Here is an 18,284-nt window from a genome sequence, read left to right as displayed (position 1 = left end):
ACCAGCGGTTTCTTTTTAAAAAAAATTGATATAAAACATTGCGATGTTTATCCACATTTAGAAGAGCCACAATCTTTACATGTTAAGCAGCCTTCTTGGTACATTAAATTAGTACTATTACAATTGGTACATTTTTGTCCTTTTGCCTCTGTTCCATCTGGTACATAGCGTTTTAAAGCTCTAGCTACTCCATTTTTCCAAGTATTGATAGATTCACTGTCTAATTGTAAACTGTTGATCAAATTCACTACTCTTTCAATTGGCATTTCGTGACGAAGCGTACTTGAAATCAATTTTGCATAGTTCCAGAATTCAGGATCAAATTTATGCGATAATCCTTCGATGGTAGTTTTGTACCCTCTTTTATTTTCGTACTGAAAATCGTAACGTGATGTTCCGTCTTCATTTCTATTTTTAATAATCAAGCCCTTATCTACCCAACGAGGCAATAAAATTCCATCTTCATCATCAGACAATCCAGTAAAAATCTCATAAGGTTTATCATCTATAATTCCAATAAACGCAACCCATTTTTCTTTCGCATTTTGAAAACGAACTACATCGGCTTCTAAAACCTGAGGACGTTTGGTTGGGAAAGAAGTTCCGTTGGTAGTTTCTTCTTCTTTCTTTTCGTCATTAGATATTAAAACACCACTACGAGAACCGTCTCTATATACGGTAACACCTTTACAACCCACTTTCCAAGCTTCTAAATATAGCTGACCTACCAACTCTTCTGAAACATCGTTTGGCAAGTTGATGGTTACACTAATTGAGTGATCTATCCATTTCTGAACTGCGCCTTGTAAATGTACCTTACTCAACCAATCCACATCGTTAGAAGTAGCTTTGTAATAAGGTGATTTTTTCACCAACTCATCTAATTCTTTGTTATCGTAATTTTTGGTGGTATCAATGCCGTTAACTTCCATCCATTGTTTGAAACGGTGGTGGAAAACCACATATTCTTCCCAAGAATCGCCTACTTCATCTACAAAGTCAACACGAACATCTTTATCGTTAGGATTTACTTTTCTTCTTCTTTTATAAACAGGAAGGAAAACCGGCTCTATACCCGATGTAGTTTGCGTCATTAAACTCGTAGTACCTGTTGGCGCTATGGTTAACAATGCAATATTTCTACGACCATGCTCTAACATTTCGTAATACAACTGCTCGTCTTCTTCTTTTAAACGAAGGATGAACGGATTTTCTTTTTCTCTTTCTGCATCAAAAATGGTAAATGCACCACGTTCTTTGGCCGTATACACAGAAGCTCTGTAGGCTTCTAAAGCAATGGTTTTATGTACTTCTACCGAAAAATCGTTTGCATCTTCCGTTCCGTAACGCAATCCTAATGAAGCCAACATATCGCCTTCAGCAGTGATTCCTATTCCGGTTCTTCTACCTTCATATGCTTTTTTACGAATGTTTAACCAAAGGTTTTTCTCTACTAATTTCACCTCTTCTCCTTCCGGATCGGCATCAATCTTAGCCAAAATAGTATCTATCTTTTCCAATTCAAGATCAATAATATCATCCATCATTCGTTGTGCAAAAGCAACGTGTTTTTTGAATAATTCAAAATTAAAAGAAGCCTCTTTCGTAAATGGATTATCTACATAAGAGAATAAGTTGATTGCCAACAAACGACAAGAATCATACGGACATAAAGGAATTTCTCCACATGGATTGGTAGAAACCGTTTTATATCCTAAATCTGCGTAACAATCTGGCACCGATTCACGTGTAATGGTATCCCAGAATAAAATTCCTGGTTCTGCAGATTTCCATGCGTTGTGTACAATTTTATTCCAAATTTCAGATGCATTGATCTCTTTGCTATATTTTGGATTATCGCTATGGATAGGATATTTTTGAGTATAACTTTCTCCTGATTCTACAGACTTCATAAATTCATCATCGATACGTACCGAAACGTTGGCTCCGGTAACTTTCCCCTGCTCCATTTTAGCATCGATAAAATCTTCTGAATCCGGGTGATTTATAGAAACCGAAAGCATCAAAGCCCCTCTACGACCGTCTTGAGCAACTTCTCTTGTTGAGTTAGAAAAACGCTCCATAAAAGGAACAATCCCGGTAGATGTCAATGCAGAATTTTTTACAGGAGAACCTTTTGGACGGATGTGAGACAAATCGTGACCAACACCACCTCTACGCTTCATTAATTGTACCTGCTCCTGGTCTATCTTCATAATTCCACCGTACGAATCAGAATTTCCACTATTTCCTATAACAAAACAGTTAGAAAGAGATCCTACTTGAAATGGATTTCCAATACCTGCCATTGGGCTTCCTTGCGGTACAATGTATTTGAATTCTTTGATAAGATCAAAAACCTCATCTTCGCTCAATGGGTTTGGATACTTTTTTTCTACTCTTGCTATTTCTTTAGCAATTCTCCTATGCATGTCGTTAGGAGTTAGCTCGTATATATTTCCGTCGGAATCCTTTAACGCGTACTTATTAACCCAAACTCGTGCGGCTAAATCGTCTCCTTTGAAATACTTTAAAGATGCCTTATACGCTTCGTCTTGCGTATAGGTCTTGGCTGGCTTAGAAGTGTTTACAATCTGCATTTTCCTTAGATAACTTTATCGTGTGAAGTAATGCTGCAAAAATAGCCAAAAATGAAATATAATTTTTTTTGGATTTTAAAAAGCTTACAACAAAAACAATTCAACATACTGAAAAACAGATATATAAAAATTTACTAACAACTAAAAGTTCACAACTTTAGTCATTTTAATATTTTCTTATCTTGGAAAAATCGAATGATTTTGCTATACTTTAGAGGAGTAAAAATCCCAATAAAAACGTTTTTATTGGGATTTTTTTTGAACTATATTTTGTACAGAAATGTTAATTAATATTCAAATGTCCCATACTCGCTTTTTATTGTAAGTTTTTTCGAATTTGACGCTTCTACTCTACCTACAATTTTAGCTTCCACATTAAACGATTTTGAAATAGCAATTAATGCTTCTGCTGTTTTTTCATCGGTATAAATTTCCATACGATGACCACAGTTGAATACTTGATACATTTCTTTCCAATCTGTTTTAGATTGTTCCTGAATTAACTTGAACAAAGGTGGAACAGCAAACAAATTGTCTTTAATGATATGAAGGTCGTCTACAAAATGTAAAATTTTTGTTTGCGCACCTCCGCTACAATGAATCATTCCATGAATTTCTTCTGAAGAATATTTAGAAAGTATTTCTTTGATAATTGGCGCATAGGTTCTTGTTGGTGATAACACTAGCTTCCCTGCATCAATTGGAGCATCTTCAACAGCATCTGTCAATTTTACTCCACCGGAATACACTAATTGTTCTGGCACTGCAGCATCAAAACTTTCAGGATACGTTTCGGCTAGATACTTTGAAAAAACATCATGACGAGCAGACGTTAAACCATTACTCCCCATTCCGCCATTATATTCAGTTTCATAAGAAGCTTGACCAAAAGACTCCAAACCAACAATAACATCGCCTGCTTTAATGTTAGCGTTATCAATAACGTTAGAACGTTTCATTCTCGCCGTAACAGTAGAATCTACAATAATGGTTCTCACCAAATCTCCTACATCTGCCGTTTCTCCACCAGTTGAATGAATATTTACACCAAACTTTTTGAGTTCTTCGATCAATTCTTCAGTTCCATTAATAATAGCCGAAATAACTTCTCCGGGAATTAGATTTTTATTTCTTCCAATTGTAGAAGAAAGCATGATATGATCTACTGCACCAACACAAAGTAAATCGTCTATATTCATAATCAATGCATCTTGGGCTATTCCTTTCCATACCGAAATATCTCCGGTTTCCTTCCAATACATATAAGCTAAAGACGATTTGGTACCAGCGCCATCGGCATGCATAATCAAGCAATACTCCTCATCATTAGCTAAATGATCTGGAACTATTTTACAGAATGCCTTAGGAAATAATCCTTTATCTACTTTTTTAATAGCGTTATGCACGTCTTCTTTGGAAGCAGAAACCCCTCTTTGACTGTAACGTTTACTGATTTCGGAACTCATAAATTGTGTTGTTTGCGCAAAAATAAGATTTATAAATTAAATTTAATTCATTGAAGCCAAGATTGCAGAAATATCTTCCTCTGTAGTATCTGGATTTATAAAACAAAAACGGGCTACGGTTTCAAATGTATCTCCTTGCTTCCACTTGGTTGGCGTTACCAAGGCAAAACCTTCACGTTGATTTTTGTAGGTCCAATCACGGTAATCATCCGGCGTCCATCCTTTCCTTCTGAATAAGACACACGATAAACTTGGATCTCTCACCAATTCTAAATCACTATTATTTTTTATCAATTCTCCAGCAATTTGCGCTAACTCTAAACCGCGCTCAATAGCTTGTTTATAGCGATCCGTTCCGTGCATAGCCAAAGAAAACCACAAAGGTAATCCACGTACTCGTCGCGTTAACTGAATTTGATAATCCGCTGGATTGAATCCTTGCGCTCCCGGATCTTTAAAAATATCTAGATAAGAACCTTCCTGTGCGTGCGCATTTTTAGCCAAATCTGGTTCTCTGTAAATCACTGCACCACAATCATACGGAGAGAATAACCATTTATGAGGATCAATAGTAATGCTATCTGCTCTTTCAATACCATCAAACAAGTGGCGTACAGAATCAGCAGCTAAAGCTCCACCACCGTAAGCAGCATCTACGTGAAACCAAATATCTTCACCTTCTTTATCGCATACATCAGCAATTCCTTTAAGATCATCTATAATTCCGGCATTGGTTGTCCCTCCTGTAGCTACTACTGCAAATAATCGCTTTCTATCAGTCTCTGATAAAGATTGAATAGTTTCTTGCAACTGTTCTCCAGTCAAACGCTCCTCACTTGGAACTAATAATATTTCAGCGTCAATAACTTTAGCCATAGCTTTTATAGAAGAATGCGCTCCTACAGAAGCGATGATCAAACCACGTTTTGATTTGTTCTCCTCATGCAAATCTCTCCAACATTCTCGTGCGGTTACCATTGCCGAAAGATTTGCTGCCGTTCCTCCACTAGTAAAAACTCCAAAAGCTGGCTCTGGCATTCCGGTTAACGAAACCAGCCATCGCATTGCTTCATTTTCAGCAAAAATACCTCCAGCTCCTTCCATCCAAAATGCACCATGAATACTAGAAGCTGCCGTTACCAAATCAAACATAATAGCCGACCGCGTTGGGGAAGCTGGTACAAAAGCTAAATTTCTTGGATGATCCACAGGAACCGTACTTTTTACCAAAACATCTTTCCAAAGCTCAAAAGCCTTTTCTCCGCCTATTCCTTCAGAAGTAATAGTTTCACCAACCAATCGCTTTAGTTCCTCTTCTTTCTTTGGCATTCCCAATTCGGGATTAGTTTTGGTAATTCTATTGATGACATACTTGGTTACATCCAAAGTCATTTCTACCAAATCTATATCTATATTGTGCATACTAAAAACCTTTTTTACAAAGGTACAACCTATAAATCTTACGATTATCGTATTTTTTGGTTATTTAAATTGCTTTTTCGTATATTGTAAGTAACTAAAAATCAGATTATGACAAGACAGATGCTAACAAACTTATTTTCTGAATTGTCCTCTGCAGTAAAAAAGAAAGATCATCCCTACAGGTATTTCACTATGGCAAGCTGCGGATTTAATGGACATATCAGGCAGAGAACCATGGTTCTTAGAGATGTAATTGATGCTAATTTTTTAGTAGCGTATACTGATAAGCGCTCAAAAAAAATGAGGCATATAAAAGAACACAATGAAGTAAGCTTATTATTTTTTAATCCTGAAACGCTTACTCAAATCAACATGATTGCGTATGTTGAAATAGAAAGAGACAAAGATGCTCTTAAAAAGAAATGGGATAAAATACCAGATTATTCCAAGATAGATTATATAACCAGTGATGGACCAGGAACTATCATTGATCATCCAGACGACATTGAGTACAACGATCATGGAGGGAATTTTGCGATGCTCTATTTTGTACCAGAAAAAATAGAAATTTTACAAATAAAACGACCAAATCACGTTAGAGCAAGTTTTGAAAAAACAAATTTTGGTTGGGAAGGTGTTTTTATAACTCCATAAAAGAATTCAAATCTTTTTTACATTTTTAAAGTCTTTCTTCGGAAAGGCTTTTTTTATGATTTTAGGAACAAAACTGCAATATTTTTCTATTTTTATATTTTTGTAATCTATTTTAAACCTACTACCTAAACATTTCTAACTTCATGGTGAAGCAATTTATAGACGAAGAATCGGGTAAGATCATTGAAAAATCGGTGATCAATGCCATTACTATTGACTGTGTCATTTTCACTTTTGACAATGGAAATTTAGAAGTATTACTTATTCAGCATGCTAATGGTATTAGCAAAGGTAAATGGGCTTTACCAGGTGGATGGATTAAAGAAGAAGAAAGTATTGATGAAGCAGCTCAACGTTTGCTTAGAGAAACTACCGGCATAAAAGATCTTTACTTAGAGCAATTAAAAGCTTTTGGAGAACCTGGACGTTTCCCTTTGGGACGCGTAATTACCATTGGGTATTATGCTCTTATAAAGAAATCTGATTTTGATATTAAAGCAGGATTTACAGCGGCTGACGCTAAATGGTTTAAGCTAAAAGATATTGGAAATTTAATTTATGACCACAATGAAATTTTAAACTTCAGCCTAGAACATCTTCGAGCTAAAGTTAAAAGAGCGCCAATAGGATTTAATTTACTTCCTGAGAAATTTACACTTTTACAACTAATGCAATTGTATCAAGAAGTATTAGGCATTCAACTTGACAAACCAAATTTTAGACGAAAAATTCTAAAAATGAAGTTGCTTATCGCTCTTGAAGAAAAAGAGATGAATGTTTCGCACAGAGCTGCCAAACTGTATCAGTTTGACCATGACAGGTACGAAATGCTTACTCGAAAAGGCTTTATTTTTGAGGTATAGTTATTTTTCTAAAACAAGAAATTCGCCTTTCAATGGTTTTAAATTTTCCAACAACATAGGAATCAACTCGTCTCCGTACATCAAAAACATTTCTGAAAAATTTAGATTTCTTTCTTGTAATGATTGATTTGGGAATAGTTCATTTTGTAAATCAGTAATTCTAAGTACGTGGTCAGATAACTTTCTTTTTTGAGCTTTCAACAATCGTTTTTCTAAATTTTCTAACCCCTTAAGCTGCTTAATTTCTTGAGCTTTTACGGCACCAATAAAAGATGGGTCTGTCTGCTCAGCTAAATTATACAACTCCTTAAATTGTGATTCCAAATGTTTTTTCTGATGCGAAAAATCGATATCTATATTTGAAATCTCTCTAACCTTTTTATTAATAAAACTATCACGTTTCAAAAACAAATCGGGATACGAAATGTTTAATTTCTTTAATTTTTGGGCTTGTTTTGCCGTAACTAATAACGCTGAATTACGTAATAACAACATAGGAAACGGAATATTTACCACATCAAAATTAGATTTCAATTCTAACCAATACGCCAACTCGCCACCGCCGCCAATGTAACAAAGATTAGGTAAAATCACCTCTTGATACAATGGACGCATAATTACGTTTGGACTGAATTTTTCGGGATAATTTTCTAACTCTCGAAGCAATTCTTCTTTTGAAAAAGAAACATCAGTATCCAAAACTTCATAATTTCCTTCTACTTCAACAATACGCTCTCTTCCGTTTTCGGTAAGGTAAAACATATTGATTTCTCTAGGATTTACCTGAACGTTGTATCCTAAATCTGCTAACTTTTCAGCCGATTTTGAAACTTGTTGAAACGCTGTATTTTGAAAAATATCTTCTTTCACATACGGAACAAACAATTCTTTCAAAGCTTTGTCATCGCCATCAACAATCACCAATCCGTACGTACCAAACAATTCGTTTACCAAATAGCGAGTAGCATCCGTTAAATTATCGTGCCTCAAATACGCATTTGTGAATAATTCTCTGAGTGTTTCGGCATTTTTTCCTATTCCTAAATCTTGAGAGAATAATTCAAAAACTTCAGCCAATCCATCTGTAGAAAAATGACCTACAGCACCAGCACTTTCTCTATTCCAATGAATCTTCTTCCCTTTAAAGTTGAAATAACTGATTTCCTCAAAATCGTGGTCTTCAGTGGCCATCCAATATACCGGAACAAAATTATACGTAGGATACGATTCTTTCAATTCCTTAGTTAAATTGATGGTAGAAACGATCTTATACAAAAAATATAACGGCCCTGTAAATAAATTAAGTTGATGACCTGTAGTGATGGTGAAAGTATTCTGATCTTCTAGCGCAACAATATTACTTTCTGAAATCTCTGTTATTTTGAAACTTTCATATTGCTTCAAAAGTGCATTCTTTAAAACAGTTCTATGTGATTGTTGGAAAGAAGACTTTTCATTTATTTGCTTCTGAAAAGATTCAACATTTGGGAAATGATTGTAAAGATCTTTAAGAGTTTCCTTTTGATCTAGATAATCTGCAATAAGAGAAGAAAAGTAATTTGTTTTTCTATAAGAAATACATTCAGCCATAAGTTAGTCTAGTCTGTCGTATGAAAACGCAAAGATACGTTGATAAGACTGTTAAAATCCTAAATTTTAGTTAATATCTAAATAACGAAGATCTTGGATTTAGTTCTCCAAATTCAAACTTCAATCATGAAAAACCGATAGCCTTTATTGCTTAACCGGTTCTCCATATAAATCGAAATCTGCAGCATCTATGATTTTGATATCTACAAATTCTCCTGTTTTTAAATAGAACTGAGTTGCATCGATCAACACTTCGTTATCTACATCCGGGCTATCAAATTCGGTTCTACCTACAAAGTAATTTCCTTCTTTACGGTCAATCATACAACGGAAAGTTTCACCAATCTTCTCTTGGTTTAATTCCCAAGAAATTTGCGATTGAATATCCATAATTTCAGTTGCTCTAGCTTGTTTTACTTCTTCCGGAACATTATCCTCCAAATTGTACGCATGCGTATTTTCTTCGTGAGAATAGGTAAAACAACCTAAACGCTCAAAACGCATTTCCTGAACCCAATCTTTCAATGTTTGAAAATCTTCTTCAGTTTCACCCGGATATCCAACAATTAAAGTGGTTCTGATTGTCATGTTTGGAACAGCCGCACGGAATTCTTTTAACAGCCTGGTAGTTTTAGCTTGTGTAGTTCCGCGACGCATACTTTTCAAAATACTGTCTGAAATATGCTGAAGCGGAATATCTAAATAATTACAAACTTTAGGTTCGTTGTTCATTACTTCCAACACATCCATTGGGAAACCTGTTGGAAATGCATAATGCAAACGAATCCATTCAATACCTTCTACTTTTACCAATTCTTTTAGTAATTCAGCAAGATTGCGTTTTTTGTAAAGATCTAGTCCGTAATAGGTTAAATCTTGCGCAATTAAAATCAATTCCTGCACCCCTTTTTCAGCAAGTTTTTTGGCTTCGGTTACCAAATCTTCAATCGGTGTACTTTTATGTTTCCCACGCATTAATGGAATTGCACAAAAACTACAAGGTCTGTCACAACCTTCTGCAATCTTTAAATACGCATAGTTTTTAGGAGTTGTAGTCAATCGCTCACCAATTAATTCATGGCGATAATCTGCTCCTAAGGCTTTTAATAATATAGGTAAATCAGATGTTCCAAAATATTGATCTACATCTGGAATTTCTTTCTCTAAATCCGGTTTGTAACGCTCACTCAAACATCCGGTAACAAATACTTTATCTACTGAACCTTCTTCTTTACGCTGAACGTAATCCAAAATGGTATTTACACTTTCTTCCTTGGCATTATTGATGAATCCACAGGTGTTGATGACCACAATATTGCCTTCCTCTTCATATGCTACGTCTTTTCCACTCGCCTTTAGTTGTCCCATTAATACTTCACTATCGTATACATTTTTAGAACAACCTAAGGTTACTACATTGATCTTATTCTTCTTTAACGTTTTGGTTCTCATACAGTTTTACCGAATTTGGAGTGCAAAAGTACAATTTTAATTTTGGATAACAGTACTCACACTTTTATTTTACTTACGCTCTATATCGCGTAGATTTTCCATTTTTTTCATTTCGAGGAATCCAGAAATATCTTCGAAATGTTCTTTTACACGTTTGTTACCAAACTCAAACACTTTAGTTGCCAATCCGTCTAAGAAATCACGATCGTGCGATACCAAAATCAAAGTTCCGTCAAAAGCTTTCAGCGCATCTTTGATGATGTCTTTGGTTTTCATATCTAAGTGATTGGTAGGCTCATCAAGAATTAGCAAATTCACAGGTTCTAACAACAGTTTAATCATTGCCAAACGCGTTTTTTCACCACCAGAAAGTACTTTCACTTTCTTAGTCACATCGTCGCCACCAAACATAAAAGCCCCCAAAATATCTTTGATTTTAGTTCGGATATCACCTTCTGCAATAGCATCAATCGTTTCAAAAACAGATAGTGATTCATCTAACAAAGCAGCTTGATTTTGCGCAAAATATCCTATTTGCACATTATGCCCAAGTTGTAAGCCACCTTCAAAATCAATTTCACCCATAATAGCTTTCACCATAGTAGACTTTCCTTCTCCGTTTCTACCTACAAAAGCTACTTTTTCTCCACGCTCTACAACTAAATTAGCATTTTTGAAGACTACATGTTCATCATAACTTTTAGACAATTCAGTTACTGTAACCGGATATTGACCAGATCGTGGCGATGGTGGAAAACGTAAACTTAATGCAGAAGTATCCACTTCATCAACCTGAATAATATCTAACTTTTCTAACATCTTCACACGTGATTGTACTTGTAAAGTTTTAGAATAAGTTCCTTTAAAACGATCGATAAACTCTCTGGTTTCTGCAATCATTTTTTGTTGCTCGTCATAAGCTTTCTGTTGATGTGCTCTACGATCTTTTCGTAACTCTAAATAATCTGAATATTTAGCTTTGTAATCATAAATACGTCCCATAGTAACTTCTATGGTTCGCGTGGTAATATTATCTACAAAGGCACGGTCGTGAGAAATGACCATTACCGCATTGGCTGAATTGATCAAAAAATCTTCTAACCACTGAATAGATTCAATATCCATGTGGTTTGTTGGCTCATCTAGCAGAATTAAATCTGGTTTCTGTAATAACAATTTTGCCAACTCAATACGCATACGCCAACCTCCACTAAATTCAGACGTTGATCTATTAAAATCTGAACGTAAAAACCCTAATCCGATAAGAATTTTTTCAACCTCAGCCTCGTAATTTATTTCTTCAACAGCATAGAACTGCTCGCTTAATTCTGAAACCTTTTCAATCAGTTTCATATACGCGTCACTCTCGTAATCAGTTCTTACCGTAAGCTCTTCATTGATGGCATCTATTTCAGCTTTCATTTTGAAAATACCTTCGAAGGCTTTTGAAGTTTCTTCAAAAACAGTAGCCGAATCTTCGGTTAATAAATGCTGCGGTAAATAAGCCACTTTTCGTTCTTTAGGAACTGAAACATTCCCTGAAGTTGGCTTATTGATTCCTGCAATAATCTTCATCAAAGTAGATTTTCCGGCACCATTTTTCCCCATAAGGGCTATTTTATCATTTTCGTTGATAGCAAAAGAGACATCTGAAAATAATGTTGTTCCACCAAATTCAACCTTAACAGCATCTACTGTAATCATGAGAGAAATATTTTAAAATGAAGAAATAATGATATTAGCCAAGCACCTTATGTAGATATGCCATAAGATCTAATTCGTAACATCGTAATGCAGAAATAAAAATTATTCCAAAAATGGTATATACCCAAGTGTATCTATTTTTTTTGAGAAGTAAAGCACCAATTCCACCTACAATCAACATTGCAATCATAATAATAAGATTGGCATACACCCAGCTTCCTTTAAAAATAGCGATGAGTTTTATAAGTGGAAAAACCAAGCAATAAATCACTACAATTCGATGGGCAGTTTTTAACAGACTAGTTCTTTCCATTACTTAAAGAACGAGTCTACAAATTCAAATTTATTGAATACCTGAAGATCATCGATACCTTCACCTACTCCAATATATTTTACAGGAATTTGAAACTGATCTGAAATACCAATTACAACACCACCTTTTGCAGTACCGTCTAATTTGGTAACAGCTAAAGACGTAACTTCTGTTGCTTTGGTAAATTGCTTTGCTTGTTCAAAAGCATTTTGACCAGTAGAACCATCTAACACCAACATTACATCATGCGGAGCATCGCCTACAACTTTCTGCATGACACGCTTTACTTTTGAAAGCTCATTCATCAAATTCACTTTGTTATGTAAACGACCTGCAGTATCTATAATGACCACATCAGCATCTTGTGTAACAGCCGATTTTAATGTATCAAACGCTACAGAAGCAGGATCAGATCCCATACTCTGCTTTACAATAGGTACATCTACACGGTCTGCCCAAATTTGAAGTTGGTCTATTGCTGCTGCTCTAAAAGTATCTGCAGCACCTAAAACCACTTTTTTACCTTGTTTTTTAAATTGATAGGCTAGCTTACCAATGGTTGTAGTTTTACCAACACCATTTACACCAACCACCATTAAAACGTATGGTTTTTTGTCTGTTGGAACAGAAAATTCGGTTTCGTTTCCTGAATTGGTTTCTGAAAGAAGCCCAGCAATTTCTTCTCTTAGGATTTGATTTAACTCTGCAGTGCCAACATATTTATCTTTTGCAACACGCGCCTCTATACGTTCAATAACCTTTAAAGTGGTATTTACTCCAACATCACTTGTAACTAAAACCTCTTCTAGATTATCCAAGACATCATCATCTACTTTAGATTTTCCTGCTACGGCTTTAGAAAGTTTTGAGAAAAAAGTGTCTTTAGATTTCTCTAATCCTTTATCTAAAGTTTCTTTCTTTTCCGAAGAAAATATGCGTTTAAATAGGCTCATGTAACTTAAAATAAATTTCTGCTTCGGGGCAGATTTATAATTAATAAAAAAACTATTGGCACAAAGCTAAATCAAAAATACATATAAATATAAAAAAAGCTACTCTCGAAAGAAAGTAGCTTATAATATATAACGTTGTGAACTGTTATTTTTGTTTTGCTAACCAGTCGTTAACCTCTTCTGGAGTCATTACAGATTCCACAAAAGTATATGCTCCTGTCTTTGGAGACTTAACCATTTTCATAGCTTTGGTTAATCTCTTTGAACTTGTTTGTAAAGTTGCTACCGTTTTCTTTGCCATGACTTACTTAAATTATTTGATTTCTTTATGAACAGTCATTCTCTTTAAGATCGGATTAAATTTTTTAATCTCTAATCTATCTGGAGTATTTTTTTTGTTCTTAGTTGTGATATAACGTGATGTACCTGGCATACCAGTTTCTTTATGCTCTGTACACTCTAAGATTACCTGAATTCTATTACCTTTCTTTGCCATCTTTCTAAAATTTTTTATTTAGTTAAGAAACCTTTTGCGTTAGCCTCTTTGATTACAGCTGAAATACCTTTTTTGTTGATAGTTTTCAATGCTGCTGTAGAAACTTTTAAAGTTACCCACTTATCCTCTTCAGGAATGTAGAAACGTTTCTTAATCAAGTTAGCGTCGAATTTACGCTTTGTCTTGTTCATTGCGTGAGAAACATTATTTCCCACCATTGCTTTCTTACCAGTTAGTTCACAAACTCTTGACATCTTCTTATTCTTTATGCGTTATTTAAAACAGGGTGCAAAGTAACTATTTTTTTATCTAATAGCCAAACCCGTTTATTAATTTTTTAAAATTTCTTTTCTCAACATTTCTAAAGCCTCTATAACCGCCCTATTTATCACTCTTTCACGGCTTTTACCAAAATTACATTTTTTAGAAAAAACTCCTTTTGGATGTGCCAAAGCAACATAAACCGTTCCTACTTCTGCATCAGAATCTCCTTTTGACGGGCCAGCATTGCCTGTTGTTGCCACAGCAAAGTCAGTTTTTAATAATTTCTGAACATTTAAAGCCATACTTTCTGCAACCTCAGCACTTACTACAGAGTATTTATCAATAATAGTAGAAGGAACTTTAAGGATTTCCAACTTTGTTTCAGTTGCATAACTTACGATACTTCCTTTAAAATAAGCTGAAGCACCCGGAACTGAAGTAATGGTTTCTGCTATTTTACCTCCCGTACAACTTTCTGCAGTAGCTAATGTATATTTTTTATTCTTAAGTAAATTTCCAACTATAACTTCTGTGTCTCCTTGATCTTCCTCTCCATATATAATATCACTCAACAATTCATAAAGATGGGATGTCTGAGTCTTTATTTCATCTTTCAAAAGATCTTCATCAGAGCCCTTAGCTGTTAATCTTAAACGTACTCTTCCAAAATTTGGTAGATATGCAAGTTTAATAAACTCAGGTAATTTCTCTTCAAAATCTGATAATCTATTAGCCACAGCACTTTCGCCCAAGCCAGCAGTTAAAATTGTTTTATGAAGTATAAAAGGGCGTTTGAATTTTTGCTGAATTTTAGAAAGTACAGTTTCCTCCATCAAAGCCTTCATCTCAAACGGAACTCCAGGCATGGAAATATAGACCTTTCCATTTTTTTCCAACCACATCCCAGGAGCAGTGCCATAATTATTCATGAGCACTTCACAGGAGGAAGGAACCATAGCTTGCGCTCTATTCAAATCTGAAATAGGTGTACTTTTAATATGTTTTGCAAATAATTCTTCAACATGAGCTAATACAGCTTTGTTTTGAACCAAAGTATCACCAAAGAATTTACATATCGTATGTTTGGTAATATCATCCTTCGTTGGTCCCAAACCACCAGTAATAATCACAATATCTACTCGAGAAGTAGCTTCAGAAAGTGCATTTAAAATATGTTGTTCATCATCTTGAACAGAAGAAATTTGATACACATTTACTCCTATTTTATTAAGAGCCTTTCCTATATAAGCTGAATTGGTATCTACTATTTGACCTATAAGAATTTCATCACCAATTGTAATGATTTCTGCCTGTACCATTATAATTTAAAATCTTTTTTTAAAGCTTCTACTGCATCCTCAACTTCAGATTTTATAATCGCATACTTTTCAAGAACCTCTGGCATATTTTCTGATTTAGCACTTTGTTCAATTTCCAGAATTTTTTGAAATGCCAAATCTAAACCTACCAAATCTACATTTGGTTTTATTTTATGAGCATGTTGATAGATTTTGGTAAAATCTTTCTCATCAATACCTTTTGATATTTGAAGAATATCTTCTGGAACTTCCTCTATAAACAAAGTAATAACCGAGACAATAAAATCACTATCACCTCCCGAGAGTTCTTCTAATTTTACTAAATTATACATGCTATTTAACTGAAATTTTAAATGCTTCTTTATTATTTATCACTCCCACCAGAACATCATCTGTAGCAACACGACCAACACCTGCAGGAGTTCCTGTAAATATAAGATCTCCTTTTTTCAACATGAAATATTGTGAAATATACGCTATTATTTCATCAATCTTCCAAAGCATTAAGCTCGTATGTCCATCTTGGACTTTTTCTCCATTTTTTTCCAATGAAAATGCTATAGCATTCACATCGTTGAATTCTTCTTTTGAAAAAAACTTACCAACTACGGCAGAACCATCAAAGCCTTTGGCCTTTTCCCATGGTAATCCTTTATCTTTTAATTTTGATTGAAGATCTCTTGCTGTAAAATCGATTCCAAGACCTATTTCATCATAATATTTGTGCGCAAATTTCTCGCTAATATGTTTTCCTACCTTTTTAATTTTCACCAAAACTTCCACTTCATAATGCACATCATCTGAAAACTCTGGAATGTAAAATGGTTGTTGGTTTGGTAACACAGCGCTATCGGGTTTCATGAAAATAACCGGATCTGTTGGTTTTTCATTTGCCAACTCCTTAATATGATCTGTATAATTACGCCCTACACAAATAATTTTCATTCTTGAAAGTCTTTAAAATCAACTTATAGTTTGGTACTCAATTTACGAAGTTTTATCCCTGTTAATACTTTCTTTGTGTACAGCGGAAAATCAGCATTCATTACCCAACCAAAGTAGCCAGGTTCAGTATCTAAAATATCATCTACTTTTTTCCCTTTATGTTTTCCGAAAGTAAAAACTTCTTCGCCGTCTTTATTAAACGCTATAAAACCTGCAAAATCTGCTGTATTTCTTCTTTTTGTAAAGGCTGATAATGACTTGATATTATTCTCTAGTTCATCATACCTATCAAGCTGCGATTTTAATACTTCGTACGTTGCATTGGTATCTGCAGCTGCACTATGCGCATCTTCTAAACTCTTTCCGCAGTAAAATTTATATGCTGCAGAAAGGGTTCTTTGTTCCATTTTATGAAATATGGTTTGCACATCTACCGCAACTGTATTTTTCATATCAAAATCTACTTCTGCGCGCAACATTTCTTCCGCCAATAATGGAATATCAAATCTATCAGAGTTATACCCACCAAGATCACAATCCTTGATCATACTATACACTTGCTTAGCTAACTCTTTAAAAGTAGGTTCATTGGCTACTTTCTCATTACTAATTCCATGCACAGCAATTACTTGATCTGGAATTTTCATTTCTGGATTTACCAACCAAGTTTTACTTTCTTTATTTCCATTTGGAAATACTTTAAGAATAGATATCTCTACGATTCTGTCTTTTGTTATATCTGTTCCGGTTGTTTCCAGATCAAAAAAACAAATAGGCTTAGACAGGTTTAATTCCATTTTATGTACGATTTATAAACAAATTAAGGTAAACTACCCGCAAAGTAAAAACTTTTAGATAATTCACCTTAATCATTGGTATATTGATTAATTCTAAATTTTATACTTCGCGATTTGGATCAAAATTCTCCAAATTATCTGCTACAGCTTTCGCAAACTGACTTCCTAAAGCTCCGTTTACTACACGATGATCATAACTGTGCGACAAGAACATTTTCATTCGAATTCCAATAAAGTCTCCATCCTTAGTTTCGATAACCGCTGGAACTTTACGAATAGCTCCTAACGCTAAAATACCTACTTGTGGCTGGTTGATGATTGGCGTTCCCATTACAGCGCCAAACATACCAATATTGGTTACAGTGTATGTTCCGTCTTTAATTTCATCTGGTTTTAACTGATTTTTACGAGCTCTGTCTGCCAAATCATTTACCACTTTGGCCATACCAACCATATTTAGTTGATCTGCATTCTTGATTACCGGCACAATTAGATTACCGTCTGGCAATGCTGCTGCCATACCTAGATTCACATTCTTATGCTTGATGATTTTGTCACCATCCATAGAAATATTCATCATTGGAAAATCTTTCAAGGCTTTGGCAATGGCTTCCATAAAGATTGGTGTAAACGTTAATTTTTCACCTTCACGCTTTTGAAAAGCATCTTTATGTTTGTTTCTCCAGTTCCAGATATTGGTAACGTCTACTTCAATAAAACTTTGAACATGAGCCGATGTTTGTAAACTCTCCTTCATATGATCCGCAATGATTTTACCCATTCTGCTCATCTCTACAACTTCCGAATCTCCGTTTACAGATTTTGGCGCAACGGATTTTGAAATAGGCGCCACCGGAGTTTCTTTTTGAACAGGCTTTTGCTCTACGACTCCATTTTTCTTGTTCTCTAGATATTCTAAGATGTCATTTTTGGTTACACGACCATCTTTACCTGTTCCGTTTACTTGCTCTAATTCTGATAACGAAATACCTTCTTCCTTCGCTATATTTTTAACTAAAGGAGAATAGAATCTTTCGGTTTCCGAAAAATCTTCTGTTGGTACTTGAATGCTTTCTTTTGCCGACGCGAAAGAAGCTTCTAAAGCAGCTACTTCTTCTGGCTCTTCTTGGTTTTCCTCTACTGCAACTTGCTCTGTTCTTGTAGCCGCGTTTTCACCATCACCTTCAATTTCTATTATCCCAAGTACTTCACCTACTTTTACTACATCATTTGCTTCAAAAAATTTCTCTACCAAAACGCCATCTACTTCACTAGGAACTTCGGAATCTACTTTATCTGTAGCTACTTCCACGATAGCTTCATCTGCTTCAATAGTGTCTCCAACTTCTTTTAACCAGGAAGTTACCGTAGCTTCTGCAACACTTTCTCCCATTTTAGGTAATTTCAGTTCAAATTTTGCCATTTTTATAATTGAATGATGTTTTT

18 protein-coding genes are annotated in these 18,284 nt (G+C 34.9%); 2 read left to right on the top strand and 16 right to left on the bottom strand.

The annotated features are described in order from the left end of the window. Nucleotides 1-47: 47 nt before the first annotated feature. The 3 genes from BM383_RS03950 to BM383_RS03940 form a co-directional block, all read right to left on the bottom strand. Entirely contained in the window at nt 48-2,600 is a 2,553-nt protein-coding gene (locus BM383_RS03950; RefSeq protein ID WP_093023171.1) for an adenosylcobalamin-dependent ribonucleoside-diphosphate reductase, read from the bottom strand. A gap of 287 nt (nt 2,601-2,887) precedes the next feature. Continuing rightward, complete coding sequence (locus tag BM383_RS03945; RefSeq protein WP_093023169.1) at nt 2,888-4,066, bottom strand: AIR synthase related protein; 1,179 nt, start codon at nt 4,064-4,066, stop codon at nt 2,888-2,890. A 42-nt stretch (nt 4,067-4,108) separates the two neighbouring features. Beyond that, entirely contained in the window at nt 4,109-5,488 is a 1,380-nt protein-coding gene (locus tag BM383_RS03940) for a pyridoxal phosphate-dependent decarboxylase family protein (protein WP_093023168.1), read from the bottom strand. A 108-nt stretch (nt 5,489-5,596) separates the two neighbouring features. On the opposite strand from BM383_RS03940, the gene BM383_RS03935 reads away from it, so the two are divergent. Continuing rightward, complete coding sequence (locus BM383_RS03935) at nt 5,597-6,142, top strand: pyridoxamine 5'-phosphate oxidase family protein (RefSeq protein ID WP_093023166.1); 546 nt, start codon at nt 5,597-5,599, stop codon at nt 6,140-6,142. A 143-nt stretch (nt 6,143-6,285) separates the two neighbouring features. Further along, nucleotides 6,286-7,005 carry an NUDIX hydrolase gene (locus BM383_RS03930; protein WP_093023164.1) on the top strand — a complete coding sequence of 240 codons (720 nt, stop codon included), beginning with the start codon at nt 6,286-6,288 and terminating at the stop codon, nt 7,003-7,005. Here the strand turns inward: BM383_RS03930 and bshC are convergent, their stop codons facing one another. The 13 genes from bshC to BM383_RS03865 form a co-directional block, all read right to left on the bottom strand. Then, entirely contained in the window at nt 7,006-8,595 is a 1,590-nt protein-coding gene (gene bshC / locus BM383_RS03925; RefSeq protein ID WP_093023162.1) for a bacillithiol biosynthesis cysteine-adding enzyme BshC, read from the bottom strand. Nucleotides 8,596-8,739: 144 nt separating this feature from the next. Beyond that, the gene (gene rimO, locus BM383_RS03920; RefSeq protein ID WP_093023161.1) at nt 8,740-10,047 is read right to left on the bottom strand and encodes a 30S ribosomal protein S12 methylthiotransferase RimO; all 1,308 of its coding nucleotides are present in this window, start codon (nt 10,045-10,047) and stop codon (nt 8,740-8,742) included. A gap of 69 nt (nt 10,048-10,116) precedes the next feature. Then, complete coding sequence (locus BM383_RS03915; protein WP_093023159.1) at nt 10,117-11,751, bottom strand: ABC-F family ATP-binding cassette domain-containing protein; 1,635 nt, start codon at nt 11,749-11,751, stop codon at nt 10,117-10,119. 34 nt (nt 11,752-11,785) lie between these two features. Beyond that, complete coding sequence (locus BM383_RS03910; RefSeq protein WP_093023157.1) at nt 11,786-12,064, bottom strand: hypothetical protein; 279 nt, start codon at nt 12,062-12,064, stop codon at nt 11,786-11,788. Next, nucleotides 12,064-13,017 carry a signal recognition particle-docking protein FtsY gene (ftsY, locus tag BM383_RS03905; RefSeq protein ID WP_093023155.1) on the bottom strand — a complete coding sequence of 318 codons (954 nt, stop codon included), beginning with the start codon at nt 13,015-13,017 and terminating at the stop codon, nt 12,064-12,066. Before ftsY ends, BM383_RS03910 begins: the two co-directional genes overlap by 1 nt. 145 nt (nt 13,018-13,162) lie before the next feature. Next, nucleotides 13,163-13,318: a DUF4295 domain-containing protein gene (locus BM383_RS03900; RefSeq protein WP_093023153.1), complete on the bottom strand. Its 156-nt coding sequence runs from the start codon at nt 13,316-13,318 to the stop codon at nt 13,163-13,165. Nucleotides 13,319-13,330: 12 nt separating this feature from the next. After that, complete coding sequence (rpmG, locus tag BM383_RS03895; RefSeq protein ID WP_093023151.1) at nt 13,331-13,513, bottom strand: 50S ribosomal protein L33; 183 nt, start codon at nt 13,511-13,513, stop codon at nt 13,331-13,333. Between the two features lie 14 nt (nt 13,514-13,527). Beyond that, nucleotides 13,528-13,767, bottom strand: a complete 240-nt coding sequence (rpmB, locus tag BM383_RS03890) for a 50S ribosomal protein L28 (protein ID WP_093023149.1) — start codon at nt 13,765-13,767, stop codon at nt 13,528-13,530. Between the two features lie 75 nt (nt 13,768-13,842). Then, entirely contained in the window at nt 13,843-15,096 is a 1,254-nt protein-coding gene (locus BM383_RS03885; protein WP_093023147.1) for a competence/damage-inducible protein A, read from the bottom strand. Beyond that, on the bottom strand, nt 15,096-15,428 hold the full coding sequence (locus BM383_RS03880; RefSeq protein WP_093023145.1) for an Hpt domain-containing protein: 333 nt from the start codon (nt 15,426-15,428) through the stop codon (nt 15,096-15,098). Before BM383_RS03880 ends, BM383_RS03885 begins: the two co-directional genes overlap by 1 nt. 1 nt (nt 15,429) lies before the next feature. After that, complete coding sequence (locus tag BM383_RS03875) at nt 15,430-16,041, bottom strand: fumarylacetoacetate hydrolase family protein (RefSeq protein ID WP_093023143.1); 612 nt, start codon at nt 16,039-16,041, stop codon at nt 15,430-15,432. 23 nt (nt 16,042-16,064) lie between these two features. Beyond that, on the bottom strand, nt 16,065-16,838 hold the full coding sequence (locus BM383_RS03870; RefSeq protein WP_093023141.1) for a 3'-5' exonuclease: 774 nt from the start codon (nt 16,836-16,838) through the stop codon (nt 16,065-16,067). Nucleotides 16,839-16,938: 100 nt separating this feature from the next. Next, nucleotides 16,939-18,261, bottom strand: a complete 1,323-nt coding sequence (locus tag BM383_RS03865) for a dihydrolipoamide acetyltransferase family protein (protein ID WP_093023139.1) — start codon at nt 18,259-18,261, stop codon at nt 16,939-16,941. Between the last annotated feature and the right edge of the window lie 23 nt (nt 18,262-18,284).

It is taken from the genome of Pustulibacterium marinum, assembly GCF_900116665.1.
GTDB lineage: Bacteria > Bacteroidota > Bacteroidia > Flavobacteriales > Flavobacteriaceae > Pustulibacterium > Pustulibacterium marinum.
The sequence above is the reverse complement of the archived record's forward strand: the minus strand, read 5'-3'. Positions and strand labels throughout refer to the sequence as shown.